Below are 21,848 nucleotides of genomic sequence, written 5' to 3' on the forward strand. Positions count from 1 at the left end.
AAACAGGAGCCGTTAAGACATGCCTAATTTCTTTATCGATCGCCCTATATTTGCGTGGGTGATCGCCATCATCATCATGTTGGCAGGGGGGCTCGCGATCCTCAAATTGCCGGTAGCGCAATATCCGACGATTGCGCCACCAGCAGTGACGATCTCCGCAACCTACCCTGGCGCTGATGCGAAAACGGTACAGGATACCGTCACGCAGGTTATCGAACAGAATATGAACGGTATCGATAACCTGATGTATATGTCCTCCAACAGTGACTCCACGGGGACCGTGCAGATCACGCTGACCTTTGAATCCGGCACCGATGCGGACATCGCGCAGGTTCAGGTTCAGAACAAGTTGCAACTGGCAATGCCGTTACTTCCCCAGGAAGTACAGCAACAGGGCGTAAGCGTTGAGAAGTCCTCAAGTAGCTTCCTGATGGTAGTGGGCGTCATTAACACCGACGGCACCATGACCCAGGAGGATATTTCGGATTACGTTGCCGCCAATATGAAAGATCCGATCAGCCGTACCTCTGGGGTGGGCGACGTCCAGCTGTTTGGTTCGCAATATGCGATGCGTATCTGGATGAATCCGACAGAGCTGACCAAATACCAACTGACGCCGGTCGACGTGATTAACGCGATCAAAGCGCAGAACGCCCAGGTCGCGGCAGGTCAGCTCGGTGGTACGCCGCCGGTAAAAGGCCAGCAGCTTAACGCATCGATTATTGCCCAAACGCGTCTGACCTCAACGGATGAGTTTGGCAAAATCCTGCTGAAGGTGAATCAGGATGGCTCTCAGGTTCGTCTGCGGGATGTAGCGAAAATTGAGCTTGGCGGCGAGAACTACGACGTCATCGCGAAATTTAACGGTCAGCCAGCGTCAGGTCTTGGCATCAAACTGGCTACCGGCGCCAACGCGCTGGATACCGCTACCGCTATTCGCGCCGAACTGAAAAAAATGGAACCGTTCTTCCCGCCAGGGATGAAAATCGTCTACCCGTATGACACCACGCCGTTCGTGAAGATCTCTATTCATGAAGTGGTAAAAACGCTGGTCGAAGCGATTATCCTCGTGTTCCTGGTGATGTACCTGTTCCTGCAGAACTTCCGCGCGACGTTGATTCCGACTATTGCGGTTCCGGTGGTGTTGTTGGGAACCTTTGCCGTGCTTGCGGCATTCGGTTTCTCGATAAACACGCTGACGATGTTCGGGATGGTGCTCGCCATCGGCTTGCTGGTGGATGACGCCATCGTGGTGGTCGAGAACGTCGAACGTGTTATGACGGAAGAAGGCCTTCCGCCGAAGGAAGCGACGCGCAAATCCATGGGCCAGATTCAGGGCGCATTGGTGGGTATCGCGATGGTACTGTCGGCGGTATTTATTCCGATGGCCTTCTTTGGCGGCTCAACCGGGGCAATTTATCGTCAGTTCTCTATCACCATCGTATCGGCGATGGCGCTGTCGGTGCTGGTCGCGCTGATCCTGACGCCTGCGCTGTGCGCGACGATGCTCAAACCCGTCGCCAAAGGCGATCATGGCGAAGGGAAAAAAGGCTTTTTCGGCTGGTTTAACCGCCTGTTTGATAAGAGCACGCATCACTACACCGATAGCGTAGGCAATATTCTGCGCAGCACCGGGCGTTATCTGCTGCTCTATCTCATTATCGTCGTCGGTATGGCTTATCTGTTCGTTCGTCTGCCAAGCTCTTTCTTGCCGGATGAAGACCAGGGCGTATTCCTGACAATGGTCCAGCTCCCCGCTGGCGCGACGCAAGAGCGCACGCAAAAAGTGCTGGATGAGGTCACGGATTACTATCTGAACAAAGAGAAAGCCAACGTTGAATCGGTATTCGCCGTCAACGGCTTCGGTTTTGCAGGGCGCGGTCAGAATACCGGTATTGCATTCGTGTCGTTGAAAGACTGGGCCGATCGTCCAGGCGAAAAAAACAAGGTTGAAGCGATTACCCAGCGAGCAACCGCAGCGTTTTCACAAATTAAAGATGCGATGGTCTTCGCCTTTAACCTACCGGCGATTGTTGAACTGGGCACCGCAACCGGGTTTGACTTCGAGTTGATTGACCAGGCGGGACTTGGTCATGAAAAACTCACCCAGGCACGTAATCAGTTGTTCGGCGAAGTGGCGAAATATCCTGATCTGCTGGTCGGCGTTCGACCTAACGGTCTGGAAGATACGCCGCAGTTTAAAATCGATATCGACCAGGAAAAAGCTCAGGCGCTGGGCGTGTCTATTAGCGACATTAATACCACGCTGGGCGCAGCATGGGGCGGCAGCTATGTAAACGACTTTATCGATCGCGGTCGTGTGAAGAAAGTTTACGTGATGTCCGAAGCGAAATACCGCATGTTGCCGGATGATATTAACGACTGGTACGTTCGTGGTAGCGATGGTCAGATGGTGCCATTCTCCGCATTCTCCTCTTCCCGCTGGGAATATGGTTCGCCACGTCTGGAACGCTATAACGGTCTGCCTTCGATGGAAATTCTGGGTCAGGCGGCGCCAGGCAAGAGTACTGGTGAAGCGATGGCGATGATGGAAGAACTGGCCAGCAAGCTGCCGTCAGGCATTGGGTATGACTGGACCGGGATGTCCTACCAGGAGCGGTTGTCCGGCAACCAGGCCCCTGCCCTGTATGCTATCTCGCTGATCGTCGTCTTCCTGTGTCTGGCGGCATTGTATGAGAGCTGGTCTATCCCGTTCTCCGTAATGCTGGTTGTTCCGCTTGGGGTTATCGGCGCGCTGCTGGCTGCCACCTTCCGCGGACTGACTAACGACGTTTACTTCCAGGTGGGCCTGCTCACAACCATTGGGTTGTCGGCGAAGAACGCGATACTTATCGTCGAATTCGCCAAAGACTTAATGGATAAAGAAGGGAAAGGTCTGGTAGAAGCGACGCTGGAGGCCGTCCGGATGCGTTTGCGCCCGATTCTGATGACCTCGTTAGCGTTCATGCTGGGGGTTATGCCGCTGGTTATCAGTTCCGGCGCGGGTTCCGGCGCGCAGAATGCGGTAGGTACTGGCGTACTGGGCGGGATGGTAACGGCAACCGTACTGGCTATTTTCTTCGTACCGGTCTTCTTCGTGGTGGTACGCCGCCGCTTTAGCCGTAAAAGCGAAGATATTGAGCATAGTCATTCGACAGAACATCGCTGATTTGCTCACTGTTGATAAGGCCGCGCAAGCGGCCTTTTTTACGCAAAAATCATAAAATACGCTTATTGTTAGATTGATTATTTTTTGCCATATTAATAAAAGGTATAATCCTTACTGCGTTAAAGGCTTTTCTTAGGAAAGTTGGCCATTTCTTAATTCAGCCATTAATTAAGAAATATTAAGAATATTCCTGGCTATTTTCTCCTGTCAGAGTCTATTGTTTTAGCCTGAAAAGCTAAAAAACGTTAACCCAATGATTACACAAACAATAAAACTGGTTCCTTTTTAGGCGACCGACGATCACTGTTAAAATTCGAAAAAGTATGGCAACACGCGGCTTTCACGCAATTGTAATTTTTAGTAATATGACGATGAAAAGTTTTTTAGAGTAGATTATAGTTAAATCATAAGGTGACGTGGGAAGTACCAGGTTAGTTAGTTGTATCCATCCCGAAGGTGTTCGGTTAGTTTAAGCCACTAAAAAGGGGATGCATTATGGACGAATACTCACCCAAAAGACATGATATAGCACAGCTTAAATTTCTTTGCGAAACCCTGTATCATGACTGTCTTGCAAACCTTGAAGAAAGCAACCATGGCTGGGTTAATGACCCGACCTCAGCAGTCAACCTGCAGCTCAATGAGCTGATAGAGCATATTGCAACTTTCGCGCTTAATTATAAAATTAAGTACAATGAAGACAATAAATTGATTGCGCAGATAGATGAATACCTGGACGACACCTTTATGTTGTTCAGCAGCTATGGTATTAATACGCAGGATTTGCAAAAATGGCGTAAATCGGGCAACCGCCTGTTCCGTTGTTTCGTCAACGCCACCAGGGCTAATCCTGTTAGTTTGTCTTGTTAAAAATTATTACAATCATAGGTAGAATTTATGTCTGATAAACCATTAACTAAAACTGATTATTTGATGCGTTTACGGCGCTGTCAGACAATTGACACTCTGGAGCGCGTCATTGAGAAAAATAAATATGAATTGTCCGACAATGAGCTGGCTGTATTTTACTCAGCTGCGGATCACCGTCTTGCAGAATTGACGATGAACAAACTCTACGACAAGATCCCCTCTTCAGTATGGAAATTCATTCGTTAATCACGCTACATTACTTTTTAGAGAACACGCAGGTGTTATCTGCCTCCTCGTTCTGGCTAATAACACAACGGGCTATTATAGAACAGTGATATAGATCACATACCAATAGCAGGGAACGTTCCCTCTAATACTTTATTATTGCTTCTATTGCGATAATATCCACCAAGGGGAGCGCGCGATGAGTGACGAAAAACAAAAAATGATCGCTGGGGCACTGTATTGCCCGACCGATGAAACTTTATGCCAGGATCGACTGCGGGCGCGTCAACTCATCCATCAATACAATTATACTACGCCTGATGAAATAAATAAGCGTCAGGCGATTTTACGCGACCTGTTGGGTCGATGCGAAGACGCCTATATTGAACCTTCCTTCCGTTGCGACTACGGCTATAATATTTTTCTTGGTCACTCCTTTTACGCTAACTTCGACTGCGTCATGCTTGATGTTTGCCCAATTCATATTGGCGATAATTGTATGCTCGCGCCAGGGGTACATATCTATACCGCCACGCATCCGCTGGACGCCGTCGAACGCAACAGCGGCAGAGAATTAGGTAAACCCGTCACTATCGGAAATAATGTCTGGATAGGCGGACGAGCCGTCGTTAATCCGGGCGTAACCATCGGCGATAACGTCGTCGTCGCTTCAGGCGCTGTGGTGATAAAAAACGTACCGCCAGACGTTGTGGTAGGCGGAAATCCGGCGCGAATCATTAAAAAATTGTAGTCAAAATGATAACTGTTATGCTAATTCGTGGTTAATCTGTTACTTTTTTCACGTTACACCTCCCTTTAAAATGGGCTGTTATTACCCCTATGTCGCAGAAATCATGAAGGCAAAAGATGACAGAGATACAGCGCCTGCTTAGCGAAACTATTGATGACTTAAACATCCGTGAAAAACGCGATAACAGGCCGCGTTTTAGTATCAGTTTTATCCGCAAGCATCCTGGGTTATTTATCGCGATGTATGCAGCCTGGTTTGCGACGCTGGCGGTCATGCTGCAATCAGAAACGCTGGTGGGGTCAGTGTGGCTGTTAGTGGTGTTATTTATCGCATTTAATGGCTTCTTCTTTTTCGACATCGCCCCGCGTTATCACTATAACGACATCGATGTGCTGGACCTCCGGGTCTGTTACAACGGCGAATGGTACAACACCCGCTTTGTTCCCCCCACGCTCATTGAGACGATTCTTCAGTCTCCACAGGTGGATAATGAACATAAAGTCCAGCTGCAAAAAATGGTTGCCCGTAAGGGCGAACTTTCCTTCTACGATATTTTTACGCTGGCCCGCGCAGAAGCCAGCCGGTAATAAAAAAGTGCGCACCCTCCCTGGTACGCACTGCTTTCCCTGAACTGTTGGTTTTTAACGTCTTTTTTTACGCCCCTGAACCGCCTTAAAACGTGGATTTGTTTTACAAATCACGTATAAGCGTCCTTTGCGTTTGACTATCTGGCAATCCGGATGCCGTTGTTTTGCATTGCGAAGTGAGTTTAACACCTGCATTTCATTTACCCCCTTTTAGCGCCGATAAAATGACCGAAACGTTTCTGGAAGCGTGCGGCGCTACTTTCGCTATCAAACGTTTTCTGTCTACCGGTATAAAAAGGATGCGATTTTGATGACACATCAATAGTGACATACGGATATGTCACGCCGTCCAGTTCGATTTCACGTTCAGTTTTGATAGTTGATCCCACTTTCACATATTCATTTGCGCTGGTGTCGTGAAATACGACGGTGCGGTATACAGGATGAATATCAGGTTTCATTGCGCCCTCTCAATTATGTTATAACATAACAACAAAATACGCTATCAACGATCCTTTTTCAACCGGTAAACATTCACGATCTCTTCCTGGCAGCAAAAGCAACGTGGCGTAACGCGTTAGCCTGGCGCCTGAATCTGTAAAATCGATAAAATAGCTTTATCATTCGAGGGCGCGATTTACGATCGGATATACTTTCTCTACGCTGTGTTTATAAGGACATCACTGTGACAACACGACATCTGGTCAGCCTGGTAACGGGAGTGCTTATCCTGTCTGTCCTTTTCCCGATAGGATTGAGTCTGTGGCTAGCGCACCGTCAAGTTGAAAAGAGGTTTAATGAAGAGCTGGATATCTTCTCGTCCCGGGTGGCGCTACGTACAGAAAGGGTCAGTGACCAGGCAAAAGCCGCGTTAACGCATATTGCCTCCTTTAAAGGCGAGCCCTGCAGCAGTGCCCATTTACTCGCCATGCGCCGCGTGTCTTATAGCTTTCGGTATGTCCAGGAAGTTCTGTATCTTAAAAATTCGATTCCCGTTTGCTCCTCACTTGAAAAAGAGAGCCATATTCCCGCTTTCCCTCCGCCCATGAAAATCACTCGCGACGGTTATCGCGCCTGGTTTACGGCGCAAAACGATCTGGGTATAAAACGCTATATGGCGGCACTCGGGAGCGACAGCTATATCGTGATGATCGACCCGGCATCCTTTATCGATGTGATTCCGTTTGGCGCATGGCCGATTGACGTCGCTATTATTGGCCGGGAACGCAATACTGTGGTTGCCAGCAGCGGTAACCTTGACCCCGCTATTCTTCCGCTCATTCACCATGAGACGCCCCTGCGGCTGGAAAACCGAGGCATTCAGTATGCTATTCACCCCTTTCCGGAAATGGGCATTACTATCGTAAGCTGGGCACCGACCGCTCCGCTGGAAAGGAGCTGGTATCGACAGGCATTTATCTGGCTACCGGCGGGCATCGTAACGGGTCTGCTGGCCGCGGCCTTTATTCTGCGTATTTTGCGTCGGCTACAGTCGCCCCGCCACCGTCTCCAGGATGCGATAGACAATCGCGAAATTAACGTACACTATCAGCCTATTGTCTCCCTGAGCAGCGGAAAAATTGTCGGTGCCGAAGCCTTAGCTCGCTGGCAACAGGCGGACGGCACCTTCCTTTCGCCGGAAATTTTTATCGCGCTGGCTGAACAAACCGGGCTCACGGAGCCGCTAACCCGGTTAATCATCGAAACCGTTTTTGAAGACATGGGGAGTTGGTTAAAGTCCCATCCCGAACAACATATTTCAATCAATCTTGAGGCATCCGATCTGGCGTCGGAAACGTTGCCGACGCTGTTAAGCACGCTGCTGAACCGTAGCCAAATTTCTCCGTCGCAAATCGCGCTTGAATTAACGGAACGCGAGTTCGCCGATCCGAAAACCAGCGCGCCCATTGTCGCCAGATACCGTAACGCGGGACATTCCATTTATATTGATGACTTTGGCACCGGCTATTCCAGCCTCAGCTACTTACAAAATCTGGATGTGGATGTCCTTAAAATTGATAAATCTTTTGTCGATGCGCTGGAATATAAAAACGTCACGCCGCATATTATTGAAATGGCGAAAACGCTTAAACTCAAGATGGTCGCAGAAGGCATCGAAACGACCAGGCAAGAACAGTGGCTACGCCAGCATGGCGTACATTATGGTCAGGGCTGGTTATACAGTAAGCCCCTACCCGCTACGGCATTTATTCTTTGGGCGGAACAGCGGCTATAACGTCGCACAGCAGAAAAGAACAGTGTGGAGAGGCACAAATGGGTGGGGGCCCTGCCAGCTACATCCCGGCACACGCGTCATCTGCCTTGGCTGCTTCCTTCCGGACCTGACCTGGTAAACAGAGTAGCGTTGCGGGAGAACCAACAGAGCCCCCATTGAGAGCGTTGTGAACCAACGCGCAGGCGCATTATCACTGCTATATCGTGCAATTGCAACCCATCAGGCATCGGATGCTGGTTTCTTGCGCATCCGGGCTTTCCTCCCCCCTTATTCCAGATTATCCTGAAGCATTAACGCAGGATTCTATTATGGATATTCAGGACACATTTCCTCAACGCGTCTGGCAAATCGTCGCTTCGATCCCGGAAGGGTTTGTCACGACCTACGGCGATGTCGCCCGGCTTGCCGGTTCCCCTCGGGCAGCGCGTCAGGTCGGCGGAGTTTTAAAACGTCTGCCGGAAGGCAGCACTTTACCATGGCATCGGGTGGTGAACCGCCACGGCGCAATATCACTTACCGGGCCGGATCTACAGCGGCAACGTCAGGCATTACTGGCGGAAGGCGTGGTGGTGTCGGGAAGCGGACAAATCGATTTACAACGCTATCGCTGGGTGTATTAACCCTCTCCGTAACGGAGAGGGTTGGCGCAGGATTAATACTGGGTAGGCGCAGGAACGGCAGAAGACGGATTGACCTGGGTCGGCGAAGTCGATGGAACCGTCGTCGTCGCACCACCGCTGGCCTGCACAGGCACCGCCGTTTGCTGTACCGGTACCAGCGTCAGATCCGCTTTAGTGCCGCCATTGTTAATCACCGGTTTCACGCTATCGGTAATAAATACCAGCTTATTGTCAACGGTGATGGCCGCGCTCAGGAGAATACGCGCGTTAGGTTGAATATCTGATGGGTTAAACGGCAACACAAAACTGAAAGGCGCCTGTTTACCTTCGGTACGTACCGCTTTTTGCGACAGCACCTTAGACGGCGCATCAGCCAGCGAAGCATCTGAAAGCGTCACGGTCAGCACCGCATCTGGCGGCAGAGCGACCTTCTGGCGGATCCAGACGGTACCGGAAACATTGGGTTGCTGAATAGTAGACTGGTTAGCTGTAATCGACATGTTAGGGTTTGGCGCAGGCGTCTGGATATCAGCGCTTTTATCAGCGCAGGCCGCCAGAGATATCGCAACCGCTAAACCACTTACGATGTGCACGAGTTTCATTCAATTCTCCTTATCATCAATGCACCAGCAGGCCTTTCCCCCCGCCGGAAGAGTGGTTAACAGAAACATAACGTGATTAAGTGTGGCACATGTCACTCATTTTTGCCTGGAATTGGTCTGTTATTCAGACTTTTGTACCCATCGGACCACTTGCAAAATTGCGTTATACTCTGCCCTACCTCGCTTCGGCATCGTTGTCACCTGGAGAGTATGTATGAGTCAGACACTGAATAATTTGCTGACATTATTGAATCTGGAAAAAATTGAAGAAGGACTCTTTCGGGGCCAAAGTGAAGACTTAGGGCTGCGCCAGGTATTTGGCGGTCAGGTGGTGGGCCAGGCGCTCTATGCCGCCAAAGAAACGGTGCCGGAAGCGCGACTGGTGCATTCATTCCACAGTTATTTTCTGCGGCCAGGCGACAGCCAAAAACCCATTATCTATGACGTAGAAGTGCTGCGCGATGGGAATAGCTTCAGCGCCCGCCGCGTTGCCGCTATTCAGAACGGGAAACCCATCTTTTACATGACCGCCTCATTCCAGGCACCGGAACCGGGTTTTGAACATCAAAAAACCATGCCGACGGCAGTCGGGCCGGAAGGACTACCGTCAGAAACGGAAATCGCGCAATCGCTGGCGCATTTACTGCCGCCGATTCTGAAAGAAAAGTTTCTCTGCGATCGCCCGCTGGAAATTCGTCCCGTCGAATTTCACAATCCGTTGAAAGGTCACGTCGCCGCGCCTGTGCGTCAGGTATGGATTCGCGCCAACGGCACCGTTCCGGATGACATTCGCGTCCATCAATATTTACTGGGATATGCCTCGGATCTGAATTTCCTTCCCGTCGCGCTTCAGCCTCACGGCATCGGTTTTCTGGAAAAGGGCATTCAGATCGCCACTATCGATCACTCTATGTGGTTCCATCGTCCGTTCAATTTTAATGAATGGCTACTTTATAGCGTGGAGAGCACTTCCGCCTCCAGCGCCCGGGGCTTTGTTCGCGGCGAGTTTTATACTCAGGATGGCGCTCTGGTCGCTTCAACCGTGCAGGAAGGGGTAATGCGTAATCACAATTAAAAAACATGCCGCTATGCGGCGTTAATGGCCTGATGACGCTGCGCTTATCCGGCCTACGGTAGACTGGGTAAGCGCAGCGCCATCAGGCATGTTGCGCAATCACGCGTTATACGCATTCTCGCCGTGACTGTTCACATCCAGCCCCTCGCGCTCCTGCTCTTCCGGTACACGCAGTCCAACAAGGATATCCGCCAGTTTGTAACCAACAAACGCGACAACGCCGGACCAGACGACCGTAATAGCAATACTTTCCAGCTGTACCATCACCTGATGTCCCATCGTAACGCCGTCGACAAAGCCAACGCCGCCCAGCGAACTGGCGGCAAAAACGCCGGTCAGGATACAGCCGACTATTCCGCAAACGCCGTGAACGCCAAATACGTCGCACGGATCATCTACCCGTAGCAGACGTTTAAGCATGGTGACTCCCCACAATCCCGCCAGACCCGCAATAACGCCGATAACCAGCGCGCCGCCAACGCCAACATAGCCACAGGCTGGCGTCACGCCGACCAGACCGGCAATCGCGCCGGAACAGGCTCCCAGCAGGGAAGGCTTACCGCGTAGCGTCCACTCGCCGATAATCCACCCCAGAATCGCGGCGGCGGTCGCCACCACGGTGTTCACAAAGGCCAGCGCTGCTATCTCGTTTGCGCTACCCGCAGAACCCGCGTTAAATCCAAACCAGCCGATATACAGAATCGCAGTACCGGTAAAGACCATCGGCAGGTTATGGGGTTTAAATGCTTCTTTCCCAAAGCCGACGCGTTTGCCAATTAAATAAGCCCCTACCAGCCCGGCGATAGCGGCGTTAATATGCACCACCGTACCACCGGCAAAATCCAGCGCGCCGTGAGCAGCCAGCAGGCCGCCGCCCCACACCATGTGCGCAATCGGGATATAAGAGAGCGTGAACCACACCACGACAAAAATCAGTACCGCCGAAAAACGAATACGCTCCGCCAGCGCGCCGACAATCAGCCCGACGGTAATACAGGCGAAAGATCCCTGAAATACGACATGAATATACTGATAAATCGTACCCGTTACCGCCGTCAACGCGATATTCTTCAACATCGCCCCATCAGCATTACCGAAGAAATGATTCCCTTCGCCAAAAGCCAGCGAATAGCCGTACACCACCCATAAAATACAGACCAGCGCAAAGGTGACGGTCACTTGCGTTAACATTGACAGCACGTTCTTGGCGCGAATTAATCCGCCGTAAAACAGCGCGATACCCGGTATCGTCATGAACAGCACCAGCGCGGTGCAAATCATCATAAAAGCACTATCCGCTTTATCGGCAACCGCCGGCGCGGCTATCGTTAGCCCAGGCAGCAGCGCCAGTGAAGCCAGTGTGGTTTTTATCATCGCTATCTTCATTTTTTCATTTCCTGTTGCTGTGTGGCGGGTCTTACAGCGCTGCTTCGTCAGCTTCGCCGGTACGAATCCGAATAACGCGCATGAGCTCCGCGACGAAAATTTTGCCGTCGCCAATTTTTCCGGTGTAAGCCGCTTTACTGATGATATCGATCACCTCTTCCAGTTGGTCGTCGGCGATAGCCACATCAATTTTGACCTTCGGCAGGAAATTCACGCTGTACTCCGCGCCGCGATACAGTTCGGCGTGTCCTTTCTGACGGCCAAACCCTTTCACTTCGGTGACGGTCAGTCCCTGAATGCCAATGGAAGAAAGCGCCTCCCGCACGTCCTCCAGCTTGAACGGTTTGATAATCACAGTAACCAGCTTCATAGAACCCTCCAGTCAGAATTAGGTAACGGCTGCCGCCGCGCATGGACTCTTCAGGATGGATATTGCAAAGGATGTGCCAGAAGCTGGCGAGCGAGGAAAAGCGCGGTTAGCGGCGCGTCTTTATATTGACGCGCCCCAAAATCGAAGCAGGGAAAGAAAAACGCACCATGACGGTGCATGATGGGCGAGGTTTTGCTCTGTGGCGCCAAACCTTACGCCGCAGGGCCGGATTCTTCGTGTACGCTGGCGGCTAACTCCTCGCCAACTAACTGTAATTGATACATTTGCCAGTAGCGCCCTTGCGCCGCCAGCAATTGTTGATGCGTCCCGCGCTCCACCGCCTGGCCGCGATGGAGAACCAGAATGGTATCCGCCTCCACGATTGTCGATAGACGATGGGCAATAACCACCAGCGTGGTGCGCTCGCGAATCGCCGCCAGCGCCTGCTGTATCGCCTGCTCAGTGCCGGAATCGATGCTGGCCGTCGCTTCATCAAGAATTAATATTTGCGGGGCGTCAACCAGCACGCGCGCCAGCGCCAATAGCTGTTTTTGCCCGACGGACAGCGTATTTCCCTGCTCGCCGAGATGCGTATGCAGCCCGTCGCTCAAGCCGCGCGCCAGATCTGCCAGTTGTACCGTTTCCAGCGCCTGCCACACCTGCGCCTCGGAGACATCGCGCCCCAGCGTCACATTAGCCAGAAAGGTATCCGCCATCACTACCGGGTCCTGTTGAACCATCGCCACGCCCTGGCGTAAAACGCGATGATTAAGAGAGGAGATCTCTCGCCCATCCAGCCGAATTTCGCCTTGTGTCAGGGGGTAATACCCCATTAATAAGCTGGCGAGCGTGCTCTTCCCGCTGCCGGTGTGCCCCACCAGCGCCACAAAGCTACGGGACGGTACTGATAGCGTAATGTCCTGTAAAACAAGATTATCGTCGCGGTAAGCAAACGACAGATGATCAATATCAATCGCCCCGCTTTGCAACGGCCTATCGTCGCTGCCATAGCGCTGGCGCGGGCGATCCATCAGTTCAAAAACACGTTCTCCCGCCACAACCGCCTGCTGTAGCATGGATTGCTGGGTGGTCAGTTCAATGAGCGGCTCGTTCAGACGTGACAAATAGCTAATGAACGCATACAGCACCCCGACCTCAATCGTGCCGGCAGACGTAAAGCTGAAAAGCATCAACAAACCGCATAAAATGAGCGCGGAAAAGAGGCTAAGCAGCGGACGCAATAAAAAGCCATCCAAGCGCAGCGTCTGCATCCGCGCCATGTAGTGCGAGCGGCTGGCCTCGCCCATGCGTTCGCCGAAGCGCGCCTGCTGGCGAAACTGCTGGATTACGCTCATCCCATTGATGATTTCGTTAAAGCCGTCGTTAATATCCGCCAGGTATGCCCGCACGCGGCGTACAATCGGCGTGCTGTAGCGCTGATAAATGATCATCACGGTCAATACCGCCGGAAAAATCAAAATCGCCACCAGCGCCATCCGCCAGTCAAGGCTGAACATAGCGACCAGCATGGCGCCGATCAACGCCGCGCTACGTAATACCGTTGCGACGACCGTGACGTACAGATCGCGGATGACTTCCGTATCGTTGGTCACGCGTGAAATTAATTGTCCGACAGGCTGCGTGTCGAAGGCGCTTAGCGGCTGGCGCAAGGCGGCATCCATGACGTCCGTGCGCAAGGACTGAACCACGCCAACGGCCGCCCGGTTAAATAATAAAGACTGGGCGTAATGCAGACCCGCCGCCAGAAATTGTAGCCCCACATAGGCGGCCGCCAGCCCCGCGACCTTGCCCAACGGTAAATGGTGGCGGGCCACCATGTTATCAATGAAATAGCTGATCAGCAGCGGACCGCTAACCTCCGCCGCCGCCGCAATCCACAGCATTATCACCGCGACAGAGAGCGGTTTTCGCCATGGCGAGCCATACGCCAGCAACCGTTTCAGCGTCGGCCATAGCTGTCCAAAACTACGCATTCGCCGCCTCCTCGCCGCGTTCCGGCGCGTCATCCAGCGCGGCCTCCAGTTGCTGATAGCGATACATATCGCGATACCAGCCAATCTGCTGCGCCAGTTGATCGTGATCGCCGCGCTGAACAACATGACCATGTTGCATAACGATAATTTCATTGGCGTCGGTCAGCGCGGATAAACGATGCGCGCTGATGATGACCGTACGCCCTTCGCCCCACTGGCGCAAATTATGCAAAATCTGATGCTCCGTGCGGCCATCTACTGCTGAGAGCGCATCATCAAGAAGCAGAATTTCCGCATTCAACAGCAGCGCTCTGGCAATCGAGATACGCTGTTTTTGCCCTCCCGATAACATGACGCCACGTTCACCTACCTGCGTGTCGTAGCCCTGAGGCAAACGGAGAATATCCTCATGTACGCTGGCTAAACGCGCCACCTGTTCAATCTCCTCCTGAGTCGCCTCCGGGCGTCCGAGCGCAATATTATTGGCAATAGAGTCCGAGAACAAAAACGGCGTCTGGCTGACGACCGCCAGTCGGCTACGCCAGCTATCCAGTTGCAGATGCGTCAACGGCATGTCATGGAATCGGATCTCTCCCTGCGTCACATCAAAATGGCGCTGGATAAGCGACAATATTGTGCTTTTCCCCGCGCCGGTCGGACCGCATATCCCCAGCATCTGACCCGGTTTAAGACGAAAGTTCACATTCTCCAGCGCCGGATGCGTCGTTTGCGGATAGCAAAACTCACGAATGGCCGCCGTCAGTTCGCCGCGCCCCGCCGGGACCGGCTCTTCGCCATCCTTAACTACCGGCGCTTCCGCCAGCATGGCGCGGATGCGGCTGTAAGCGGCGCTACCCCGCTCCACGATATTAAACATCCAGGCCAGCGCCAGCATCGGCCAAATCATCAACCCCAGATACATCATAAAGCTGGTGAGTTCGCCCAGCGTCAGGCTGCCGTTAACCACCATCCAGCTTCCGCCGCTAATCGCAAGCAGGTTCGCCATGCCAATGGCGATGTAAATGGTTGGATCAAAACGCGCGTCAATACGCGCCACGCGCATATTTTTCTTGCCGGTATCTTCGGCATCCGCCGCAAACAGCGAAGACTGGCGGTCCTCCAGACCAAACGCTTTGATCATACGGATGCTGGTCAGACTCTCCTGCGTGCGGTCGTTCAGGCTGGAGAAGGCGGCCTGCGCCAGTTTGAAATAGTCATGCAGCCGATCGCCGTAACGTTTGATCATCAGCGCCATAATCGGCATTGGCAACAGCGCTAATAGCGTTAGCTGCCAGCTAATTTGCGTCGACATGACAATCAGTACCGCGCAGCCCATTACCAGCGAGTCAACCAGCGTCAGAACGCCCTCGCCCGCCGCAAATACGACGCGATCCACATCATTCGTCGCACGCGCGATCAGATCGCCCGTCCGATGGCGCTGATAAAATTCGGGATGCTGACGACTCAGCTGGCGATAATAATCTTCACGCAGTTCGACGGCTAATTGATAAGAAGCGCCAAATAGCAGCACGCGCCAGACATAGCGCAACAAATAGACCACTACGGCGATCAGGGCAATGGTGCCAATCCACATCGCTATTCGGCCTGGAGTAAAATGCTGTGCGGTTACGCCATCCACGACAATCCCCACCACTTTGGGCGGGATCAGCTGAAGCATCGCAATAAGCATAAGCAGGGCCACCGCGCCAAGATAGCGACGCCATTCCCGGCGAAAGTACCAGCTTAATTGAGCAAATAATCGCACGCGTTATTTCCTGATATGATTTCCGGCAATACCGGGAGAATTATTCAATGGGCAGAGAGGTGGTGTACTTAATCTGTTCCATCGCAAAACTGGAGGTGACGTCTGACAGTCCTGGGACGCTATTGACCAGACGTTTATAGAAGTCGTCATACCGCTTCATGTCGGCCACCTGAACTCGCATCAGATAGTCGTATTCCCCCGCCATCCGCCAGAAGCCAAGCACTTCCGGCATCTCAGAGACGACGGTCACGAACCGACAGTACCATTCACTGCTGTGGTGCTGCGTTTTTATCAACACAAAAGCGGTTAATCCCAGACCCAGTTTTTCCGGGTCCAGCAGCGCGACCCTGCCAAGCAGGATACCGTCATCTTCCAGGCGTTTAAGCCGCTTCCAGCAAGGCGTTGTCGTCAGATTAACGGCATCCGCCAGCGCCTGCAAAGAGAGGGTACAGTCCCGCTGCAATAAGCAAAGCAGTTTACGGTCAATTTTATCTAACATACCCACTCCATAGAGAATATTTTTCTCCTTACATTGTAATTTAAAGGTCAAATAGCAACAATTTTTTCCGTACTTTTCGCTACTCTTGGCACAAAATGATAAATGGATATTAATGATGAGTAGCAATTGGGTTAAAAATGCCATTAATGAAATTAACGCTGACCACCAGCGCTCGGCGGATACGCATCTTATTCGTTTGCCCCTGCCGGCATTTCCAGGTATCCAGCTTTACCTGAAAGACGAAAGCACGCATCCCACCGGTAGCCTCAAGCATCGTCTGGCGCGCTCGCTGTTCCTTTATGGGCTGTGCAATGGCTGGATTAAAGAAGGCACTCCGATTATTGAAGCGTCATCAGGCTCAACGGCGATTTCCGAAGCCTGGTTCGCGCGTTTACTGGGACTGCCGTTCATCGCCGTCATGCCCGCCTGTACCGCAAAACGTAAAATCGAACAGATTCAATTTTACGGCGGCCACTGTCATTTTGTGGAGAGCGCCTGCGAAATTTATGCCGCCTCCGAGCGGCTGGCGCATGAACTGAACGGTCACTATATGGACCAGTTTACCTACGCAGAACGAGCTACCGACTGGCGGGGCAACAATAATATTGCCGACAGTATTTTCCGCCAGATGCGCAACGAACCCCATCCGGTACCGCGATTTATCGTCATGAGCGCCGGAACGGGCGGAACCTCTGCGACGATTGGGCGCTATATTCGCTGCCAGGGCTATGATACTCAGCTCATGGTGGTGGATCCGGAAAATTCCGTCTTTTTACCTTACTGGCAGGATCGCGACGCTTCATTACGCAGCCCGGTGGGCAGTAAAATTGAAGGAATTGGTCGTCCGCGAGTAGAGCCTTCTTTTATTCCGGATGTCGTGGATGAGATGCTGCGCGTGCCGGACGCCGCCAGCGTTGCCACCGCACACTGGCTGGAAACGCAGCTAGGCCGTAAAGTCGGCGCCTCTACCGGCACGAATATGTGGGGAGCGCTGCAGCTTGCGGCCCGGATGCGCGAGGCTGGAGAAACCGGCGCTATCGTAACGTTATTGTGCGATAGCGGCGATCGCTATCTGGATACCTATTACCATCCGGCCTGGGTTAGCGACCATATCGGCGATTTGACGCCGTGGTCAGCGGCCATCGCAAAATTACTTACCGGCGACTAGAAACCAAAAAAAAGCCAGACTGAATGTCTGGCTTGCTGGAAGAGATCTCTCATTCGGGGGAATAAGGTAGATGCGGATTGTCCAGCCAATGCGTCAAAAAGTGTGATACCGCTTGATTACCACAATGTCCGATAACCGAAAGGTGTGGCAGCGCGGCGATAAGCTGCGGCATGGCATTGCCCATAATGAGCCCCCGCCCGACGCTGCCCAGCATTTCCCGATCGTTCATCGCGTCGCCAAACGCCATGCAATCTGCCAGTGAAAGCCCTAAATGGTTGCTCAATACCGCCAGCGCCGATCCTTTATTGCACCCCAGCGGTAGCACTTCCAGGCAGTCGACGGCAGAGAAACAGAGGTGCGCGCGTTCTTCCAGCGCCTCATTGAGCTGAATGCGCAAACGGATCAGATCGTCATGATCGCCGCAAAAACAGATCTTCGTCACCTGATGGGCCGGAATGCTTTTTATATCGATAACCTGATAACGAAAGCCGCTGTAGACGTGCGCCTGGAGTAGCGCGGGGATCTCCTGGCCTGTAAACCAGCCGTTGTCATTAAACACATGCATACTGGCTCGGGTATCCCAGGCATGGTGCATCACCGTATCGGCAACCTGAGGATCGAGATCCTGACGATGCAGCACGTCGCCTTCCAGCGAGTGAATTCGCGTCCCGTTACCGGTAATAAGATAAGCATCCAGTGAAAGCGTCCCCAGAATATGCCGCATTTCCAGCACATGACGACCCGTAGCGAATGTCAGGGTGATATCGCGTTCGCGCAGACGCGCCAGCGTGGCGATCGTTTCTCTACCCAAATGGTGATCGGGCATTAATAACGTGCCATCCATATCAAATGCTGCCAGACGGGCCATCTCTTTCTCCACACTGTGACGCGGTTAACTTGTTGTTCAGTATTACCTGAGATATACGGAAGTAATAGTGAACAGATAAAAGGAAGTGTTCCGGGTTTCTATGAGGCTACTGAATCGGCTTAATCAATATCAACGCCTCTGGCAGCCTTCCGCCGGGGAAACGCAACATGTCACCGTTAGCGAACTGGCCGAACGCTGTTTTTGTAGCGAGCGCCATCTGCGAACGCTGCTGCGTCAGGCCCAGCAGGCGGGTTGGCTAAGATGGGAGGCGCAGTCCGGGCGCGGGAAACGTGGACGGCTCCAGTTTCTGGTCACGCCGGAATCGCTCCGCACCGCCATGATGGAACAGGCGCTGGAAAAAGGGCAGCAGCTCAACGTACTGGAACTGGCGCAGCTGGCGCCGGGCGAGTTACGGGCGATGCTCCAGCCTTTTATGGGCGGCCAATGGCAAAACGATACGCCGACATTGCGTATTCCCTACTATCGTCCGCTTGATCCGCTGCAGCCGGGTTTCCTGCCAGGCCGCGCGGAACAGCATCTCGCAGGGCAAGTTTTTTCCGGGTTAACGCGCTTCGACCGCGACAGTCAATATCCTTGCGGGGATTTGGCGCATCACTGGGAGGTTTCCGCCGACGGTTTACGCTGGGATTTTTATATTCGCTCCACGCTGCACTGGCATAATGGCGATGCGGTGGATACCGCGCAGCTACACGAACGCCTGGAAAGGCTGCTTACCCTACCGGCGCTAAGCAAATTGTTTATTAGCGTCGCACGGATCGAAGTAACGCATCCTCAGTGCCTGACCTTTCTCCTTCACCGACCTGATTACTGGCTGGCGCATCGTCTGGCGAGCTATTGTAGCGGTCTGGCGCATCCTGACCTGCCGCTTATCGGCACCGGTCCTTTTCGCCTGGCGTTGTTCACGCCGGAACTGGTGCGTCTGGAAAGTCATGACCATTATCACCTCAGCCATCCGCTGCTGAAAGCGATTGAATTCTGGATCACCCCGCAACTGTTTGCCCAGGATCTGGGCACCAGTTGCCGCCATCCGGTGCAGATTGCCATCGGCAAACCGGAAGAGCTGGCGACGCTGAGTCAGGTAAGTAGTGGTATCAGTCTTGGCTTTTGTTATTTAACCCTCAAAAAGGGCTCACGGCTCAACGTACAGCAGGCGCGGCGTCTGATACATATTATCCATCATACTTCGCTGCTGAAAACCTTACCGGTAGATGAGAACTTGATTATGCCAAGTCAGGGGCTGCTACCCGGCTGGACAATCCCGCAATGGCAGGACGTTGATGAAACGCCATTGCCGAAAAAACTTACCCTGGCGTATCACCTTCCCGTAGAGCTGCATACGATGGCGGAACAGCTTCGACATTACCTGGCGACGCTCGGCTGTGAGTTAACGTTGATTTTTCATAATGCCAAAAACTGGGATAACTGCCCTGCGTTGACGCAAGCGGATCTGATGATGGGCGACAGGCTGATCGGCGAAGCGCCGGAATATACGCTGGAGCAGTGGCTACGTTGCGATCAGATCTGGCCGCATGTCCTGGACGCGCCTGCGTTTTCCCATCTGCAGGCTACGCTTGACGCTCTGCAAATTCAGCCCAATGAAAAAGATCGCCGCGCCGCGCTACAACAAGTTTTTGCCAACCTGATGGATGATGCCACACTTACGCCGCTGTTTAATTATCACTATCGCATCAGCGCCCCTCCGGGCGTTAACGGCGTTCGGCTCACCCCTCGCGGCTGGTTTGAATTTAGCGAAGCCTGGCTTCCGCCGCCTTCGCCGTGAAGAAGCTGGTCGGGATTATCCGTACGCGTTACCATATTGGCTTTCGTCATTGATCAGGATAACTATGAAACGCGCCGTTGTTGTATTTAGTGGAGGTCAGGACTCCACCACTTGTCTGGCGCAAGCGCGGCATCAGTATGATGAAGTGCATTGTGTCACGTTTGATTATGGTCAGCGCCACCGCGCAGAGATTGATGTCGCGCGCGATCTGGCGTTAAAACTTGGCGCACGCGCGCATAAAGTGCTGGATGTCACTTTACTGAACGAACTGGCGGTCAGTAGCCTGACGCGGGATAGCATTCCGGTGCCGGACTATGAACCGAACGCTGACGGTATCCCCAATACTTTCGTACCGGGACGCAATATTCTCTTTCTGACGCTGGCGGCGATTTACGCTTATCAGGTCAAAGCCGAAGCGGTGATCACTGGCGTTTGCGAGACCGATTTTTCCGGCTATCCAGACTGTCGCGATGAGTTCGTCAAAGCGCTGAATCACGCGGTGAATCTGGGCATGGCGAAAGATATCCGTTTCGAAACGCCCTTAATGTGGATTGATAAAGCTGAAACCTGGGCGCTGGCCGATTATTGGGGCCAACTGGATTTGGTTCGCGAAGAGACGCTGACCTGCTATAACGGCATTAAAGGCGATGGCTGTGGTCATTGCGCGGCCTGTAATCTGCGCGCTAACGGCCTGAATCATTATCTGTCGAATAAAGCGGCGGTGATGGCGGCAATGAAGCAAAAAACCGGGTTAAGGTGATTGTTTTGCCGGATGGCGGCGCATGCACCTTATCCGGCCTGGCGATATTCACCATGGTCAATATCGCCAGGCCGGACAAGTTCAACGCCATCAGACTGCGAAGCGTTATTGCACCATCTGTTCCAGCTTTTCACGCAATTCGCCTTCCAGCGGCAGCGCTTTTTGCGTTTTTAAATCAATACAAACAAACGTGATGAGCGCATCGGCCACCACCTGCCCTTCTGGCTCCAGCGTAATCGTCTGGCTTAATACGCCGCTTTTACCGTTAAGCTGTTGTACCTGGCTGGTCACGGTCAGTAGATCGCTCAATACCGCCGGACGACGGTAATTTATATTGATGTTTACCACCACAAAGGCAATATTGCGGGCCGTCATCCACTGAAAGCTGTCGCTGTTTTCCAGACCATCCCAACGGGCCTCTTCCAGAAACTCCAGATAGCGGGCATTATTAACATGTTGATAAACATCAAGATGATATCCACGAACTTTGATTTGTGTTTGCATAGCGCAATAACCTTACGTTGTTGTTATAAGTAAACGACAAGTACAGAGGTCATAACTGGTATGACCTCTACAGTCTGGCAAATTTTGGCCACTGTGCAAGTGATTACAATGTTAAAACTGCCAGATTACGCTCCACCAGCGCGCTTCCCATTCCCGGCACCTGCTTTAAATCATCCACCGTTTTAAAAGGACCATACTCCTCCCGATAGCTCACAATAGCCTGCGCTTTTTTCAGCCCAACGCCGTTCATCACCCGCGCCAGATCCTCCGCAGACGCGGTATTAATGCTCACCCTGGTACCTTCATCATCGCTGGCTTTAGCAGGTAATGCCGCTTTGGCGGAGGATGAAGAAGGCGTATCCGCTTTTGTTTCCACCGCTGCATTTTTTGCGACAGGCGTCGCCGCCAGCGCGCTATGGGCCATGCCCGCGCAGGTTAAAGAAAGCGTAATAAGCAGTGCTTTAATTCCGTGTTTCATACTGTTTTCTCCTTGTTTGTTAACAGTGCAGCCACGATAGCGGGGCGGAGAAAAACGAACAAACGGCAATTCTCAGAAATGGAAAAGGCCGCGAAAGCGGCCTTTGTGGGATACAACGTT

General features: G+C 52.6%; 22 protein-coding genes and 1 other RNA gene. 11 read left to right on the forward strand and 12 right to left on the reverse strand.

Going from position 1 to position 21,848, the window contains the following annotated elements:
- The first annotated feature begins 19 nt into the window (after positions 1–19).
- The 5 genes from acrB to J4613_RS12045 all read left to right on the forward strand — a co-directional run bounded on the left by acrB (position 20) and on the right by J4613_RS12045 (position 5,602).
- Positions 20–3,169, forward strand: a complete 3,150-nt coding sequence (gene acrB, locus J4613_RS12025) for an efflux RND transporter permease AcrB (RefSeq protein WP_001132508.1) — start codon at positions 20–22, stop codon at positions 3,167–3,169.
- Positions 3,170–3,664: 495 nt separating this feature from the next.
- A complete protein-coding gene (gene tomB / locus J4613_RS12030; protein ID WP_000344807.1) occupies positions 3,665–4,039 on the forward strand; it encodes an Hha toxicity modulator TomB in 375 nt (124 codons plus the stop codon).
- Between the two features lie 27 nt (positions 4,040–4,066).
- Complete coding sequence (locus J4613_RS12035; protein WP_001280991.1) at positions 4,067–4,285, forward strand: HHA domain-containing protein; 219 nt, start codon at positions 4,067–4,069, stop codon at positions 4,283–4,285.
- 178 nt (positions 4,286–4,463) lie between these two features.
- Positions 4,464–5,015: a maltose O-acetyltransferase gene (maa, locus tag J4613_RS12040; RefSeq protein ID WP_001278792.1), complete on the forward strand. Its 552-nt coding sequence runs from the start codon at positions 4,464–4,466 to the stop codon at positions 5,013–5,015.
- 116 nt (positions 5,016–5,131) lie between these two features.
- The gene (locus J4613_RS12045; RefSeq protein ID WP_000136181.1) at positions 5,132–5,602 is read left to right on the forward strand and encodes a YlaC family protein; all 471 of its coding nucleotides are present in this window, start codon (positions 5,132–5,134) and stop codon (positions 5,600–5,602) included.
- A 54-nt stretch (positions 5,603–5,656) separates the two neighbouring features.
- On the opposite strand, the gene ykgO is transcribed toward J4613_RS12045, so the two are convergent.
- Both ykgO and J4613_RS12055 read right to left on the reverse strand, forming a co-directional pair.
- Positions 5,657–5,797 carry a type B 50S ribosomal protein L36 gene (gene ykgO / locus J4613_RS12050; RefSeq protein ID WP_001197749.1) on the reverse strand — a complete coding sequence of 47 codons (141 nt, stop codon included), beginning with the start codon at positions 5,795–5,797 and terminating at the stop codon, positions 5,657–5,659.
- Positions 5,798–5,802: 5 nt separating this feature from the next.
- A complete protein-coding gene (locus tag J4613_RS12055) occupies positions 5,803–6,063 on the reverse strand; it encodes a type B 50S ribosomal protein L31 (RefSeq protein WP_000801415.1) in 261 nt (86 codons plus the stop codon).
- Positions 6,064–6,287: 224 nt separating this feature from the next.
- Here J4613_RS12055 and J4613_RS12060 point away from each other — a divergent pair, with 224 nt between their 5' ends.
- Positions 6,288–7,838 carry an EAL domain-containing protein gene (locus tag J4613_RS12060; protein ID WP_000213145.1) on the forward strand — a complete coding sequence of 517 codons (1,551 nt, stop codon included), beginning with the start codon at positions 6,288–6,290 and terminating at the stop codon, positions 7,836–7,838.
- A gap of 49 nt (positions 7,839–7,887) precedes the next feature.
- Here the strand turns inward: J4613_RS12060 and ffs are convergent.
- An RNA gene (gene ffs, locus J4613_RS12065) (signal recognition particle sRNA small type) lies at positions 7,888–7,984 on the reverse strand.
- A gap of 84 nt (positions 7,985–8,068) precedes the next feature.
- On the opposite strand from ffs, the gene J4613_RS12070 reads away from it, so the two are divergent.
- Positions 8,069–8,458, forward strand: a complete 390-nt coding sequence (locus tag J4613_RS12070; RefSeq protein WP_000961285.1) for an MGMT family protein — start codon at positions 8,069–8,071, stop codon at positions 8,456–8,458.
- A 32-nt stretch (positions 8,459–8,490) separates the two neighbouring features.
- Here J4613_RS12070 and J4613_RS12075 read toward each other — a convergent pair whose 3' ends face one another.
- Positions 8,491–9,060, reverse strand: a complete 570-nt coding sequence (locus tag J4613_RS12075; protein WP_000779802.1) for a YbaY family lipoprotein — start codon at positions 9,058–9,060, stop codon at positions 8,491–8,493.
- Positions 9,061–9,274: 214 nt separating this feature from the next.
- Here J4613_RS12075 and tesB point away from each other — a divergent pair, with 214 nt between their 5' ends.
- A complete protein-coding gene (gene tesB / locus J4613_RS12080; protein WP_000084176.1) occupies positions 9,275–10,135 on the forward strand; it encodes an acyl-CoA thioesterase II in 861 nt (286 codons plus the stop codon).
- Between the two features lie 99 nt (positions 10,136–10,234).
- Here tesB and amtB read toward each other — a convergent pair whose 3' ends face one another.
- The 5 genes from amtB to decR form a co-directional block, all read right to left on the reverse strand.
- The gene (gene amtB / locus J4613_RS12085) at positions 10,235–11,521 is read right to left on the reverse strand and encodes an ammonium transporter AmtB (RefSeq protein WP_023227339.1); all 1,287 of its coding nucleotides are present in this window, start codon (positions 11,519–11,521) and stop codon (positions 10,235–10,237) included.
- Between the two features lie 31 nt (positions 11,522–11,552).
- Complete coding sequence (gene glnK / locus J4613_RS12090) at positions 11,553–11,891, reverse strand: P-II family nitrogen regulator (protein WP_000780341.1); 339 nt, start codon at positions 11,889–11,891, stop codon at positions 11,553–11,555.
- A 212-nt stretch (positions 11,892–12,103) separates the two neighbouring features.
- Complete coding sequence (locus J4613_RS12095; protein ID WP_111742425.1) at positions 12,104–13,885, reverse strand: SmdB family multidrug efflux ABC transporter permease/ATP-binding protein; 1,782 nt, start codon at positions 13,883–13,885, stop codon at positions 12,104–12,106.
- Complete coding sequence (locus tag J4613_RS12100; protein ID WP_001235559.1) at positions 13,878–15,650, reverse strand: SmdA family multidrug ABC transporter permease/ATP-binding protein; 1,773 nt, start codon at positions 15,648–15,650, stop codon at positions 13,878–13,880. Before J4613_RS12100 ends, J4613_RS12095 begins: the two co-directional genes overlap by 8 nt.
- 40 nt (positions 15,651–15,690) lie before the next feature.
- Positions 15,691–16,149 (reverse strand): DNA-binding transcriptional regulator DecR, encoded by a 459-nt coding sequence (gene decR, locus J4613_RS12105; RefSeq protein WP_080219291.1) that lies wholly within the window; start codon positions 16,147–16,149, stop codon positions 15,691–15,693.
- Between the two features lie 112 nt (positions 16,150–16,261).
- On the opposite strand from decR, the gene cdsH reads away from it, so the two are divergent.
- Entirely contained in the window at positions 16,262–17,317 is a 1,056-nt protein-coding gene (cdsH, locus tag J4613_RS12110; protein ID WP_072209479.1) for a cysteine desulfhydrase, read from the forward strand.
- A gap of 49 nt (positions 17,318–17,366) precedes the next feature.
- Here cdsH and cof read toward each other — a convergent pair whose 3' ends face one another.
- The gene (gene cof / locus J4613_RS12115) at positions 17,367–18,185 is read right to left on the reverse strand and encodes an HMP-PP phosphatase (RefSeq protein ID WP_000113030.1); all 819 of its coding nucleotides are present in this window, start codon (positions 18,183–18,185) and stop codon (positions 17,367–17,369) included.
- Between the two features lie 100 nt (positions 18,186–18,285).
- On the opposite strand from cof, the gene J4613_RS12120 reads away from it, so the two are divergent.
- Entirely contained in the window at positions 18,286–19,986 is a 1,701-nt protein-coding gene (locus J4613_RS12120; protein ID WP_001238164.1) for an SgrR family transcriptional regulator, read from the forward strand.
- Between the two features lie 64 nt (positions 19,987–20,050).
- On the forward strand, positions 20,051–20,746 hold the full coding sequence (queC, locus tag J4613_RS12125) for a 7-cyano-7-deazaguanine synthase QueC (RefSeq protein ID WP_000817210.1): 696 nt from the start codon (positions 20,051–20,053) through the stop codon (positions 20,744–20,746).
- 105 nt (positions 20,747–20,851) lie between these two features.
- Here the strand turns inward: queC and fadM are convergent, their stop codons facing one another.
- Positions 20,852–21,250 carry a long-chain acyl-CoA thioesterase FadM gene (gene fadM, locus J4613_RS12130; RefSeq protein ID WP_001194543.1) on the reverse strand — a complete coding sequence of 133 codons (399 nt, stop codon included), beginning with the start codon at positions 21,248–21,250 and terminating at the stop codon, positions 20,852–20,854.
- A 103-nt stretch (positions 21,251–21,353) separates the two neighbouring features.
- On the reverse strand, positions 21,354–21,728 hold the full coding sequence (locus J4613_RS12135; RefSeq protein ID WP_000680322.1) for a helix-hairpin-helix domain-containing protein: 375 nt from the start codon (positions 21,726–21,728) through the stop codon (positions 21,354–21,356).
- Positions 21,729–21,848: the final 120 nt, after the last annotated feature.

Source organism: Salmonella sp. 32020114201800008SM (assembly GCF_017572025.1).
Lineage (GTDB): Bacteria > Pseudomonadota > Gammaproteobacteria > Enterobacterales > Enterobacteriaceae > Salmonella > Salmonella enterica.

What these genes read in the sequence shown, in the direction of transcription:
- cof (WP_000113030.1), bottom strand. Translation starts at nt 18,185, where the DNA reads ATGGCCCGTCTGGCAGCATTTGATATGGATGGCACGTTATTAATGCCC.
- J4613_RS12045 (WP_000136181.1), top strand. Translation starts at nt 5,132, where the DNA reads ATGACAGAGATACAGCGCCTGCTTAGCGAAACTATTGATGACTTAAAC.
- maa (WP_001278792.1), top strand. Translation starts at nt 4,464, where the DNA reads ATGAGTGACGAAAAACAAAAAATGATCGCTGGGGCACTGTATTGCCCG.
- J4613_RS12035 (WP_001280991.1), top strand. Translation starts at nt 4,067, where the DNA reads ATGTCTGATAAACCATTAACTAAAACTGATTATTTGATGCGTTTACGG.
- tesB (WP_000084176.1), top strand. Translation starts at nt 9,275, where the DNA reads ATGAGTCAGACACTGAATAATTTGCTGACATTATTGAATCTGGAAAAA.
- J4613_RS12075 (WP_000779802.1), bottom strand. Translation starts at nt 9,060, where the DNA reads ATGAAACTCGTGCACATCGTAAGTGGTTTAGCGGTTGCGATATCTCTG.
- ykgO (WP_001197749.1), bottom strand. Translation starts at nt 5,797, where the DNA reads ATGCAGGTGTTAAACTCACTTCGCAATGCAAAACAACGGCATCCGGAT.
- J4613_RS12135 (WP_000680322.1), bottom strand. Translation starts at nt 21,728, where the DNA reads ATGAAACACGGAATTAAAGCACTGCTTATTACGCTTTCTTTAACCTGC.
- cdsH (WP_072209479.1), top strand. Translation starts at nt 16,262, where the DNA reads ATGATGAGTAGCAATTGGGTTAAAAATGCCATTAATGAAATTAACGCT.
- queC (WP_000817210.1), top strand. Translation starts at nt 20,051, where the DNA reads ATGAAACGCGCCGTTGTTGTATTTAGTGGAGGTCAGGACTCCACCACT.
- amtB (WP_023227339.1), bottom strand. Translation starts at nt 11,521, where the DNA reads ATGAAGATAGCGATGATAAAAACCACACTGGCTTCACTGGCGCTGCTG.
- fadM (WP_001194543.1), bottom strand. Translation starts at nt 21,250, where the DNA reads ATGCAAACACAAATCAAAGTTCGTGGATATCATCTTGATGTTTATCAA.
- tomB (WP_000344807.1), top strand. Translation starts at nt 3,665, where the DNA reads ATGGACGAATACTCACCCAAAAGACATGATATAGCACAGCTTAAATTT.
- acrB (WP_001132508.1), top strand. Translation starts at nt 20, where the DNA reads ATGCCTAATTTCTTTATCGATCGCCCTATATTTGCGTGGGTGATCGCC.
- J4613_RS12070 (WP_000961285.1), top strand. Translation starts at nt 8,069, where the DNA reads ATGCTGGTTTCTTGCGCATCCGGGCTTTCCTCCCCCCTTATTCCAGAT.
- J4613_RS12120 (WP_001238164.1), top strand. Translation starts at nt 18,286, where the DNA reads ATGAGGCTACTGAATCGGCTTAATCAATATCAACGCCTCTGGCAGCCT.
- J4613_RS12095 (WP_111742425.1), bottom strand. Translation starts at nt 13,885, where the DNA reads ATGCGTAGTTTTGGACAGCTATGGCCGACGCTGAAACGGTTGCTGGCG.
- J4613_RS12055 (WP_000801415.1), bottom strand. Translation starts at nt 6,063, where the DNA reads ATGAAACCTGATATTCATCCTGTATACCGCACCGTCGTATTTCACGAC.
- decR (WP_080219291.1), bottom strand. Translation starts at nt 16,149, where the DNA reads ATGTTAGATAAAATTGACCGTAAACTGCTTTGCTTATTGCAGCGGGAC.
- glnK (WP_000780341.1), bottom strand. Translation starts at nt 11,891, where the DNA reads ATGAAGCTGGTTACTGTGATTATCAAACCGTTCAAGCTGGAGGACGTG.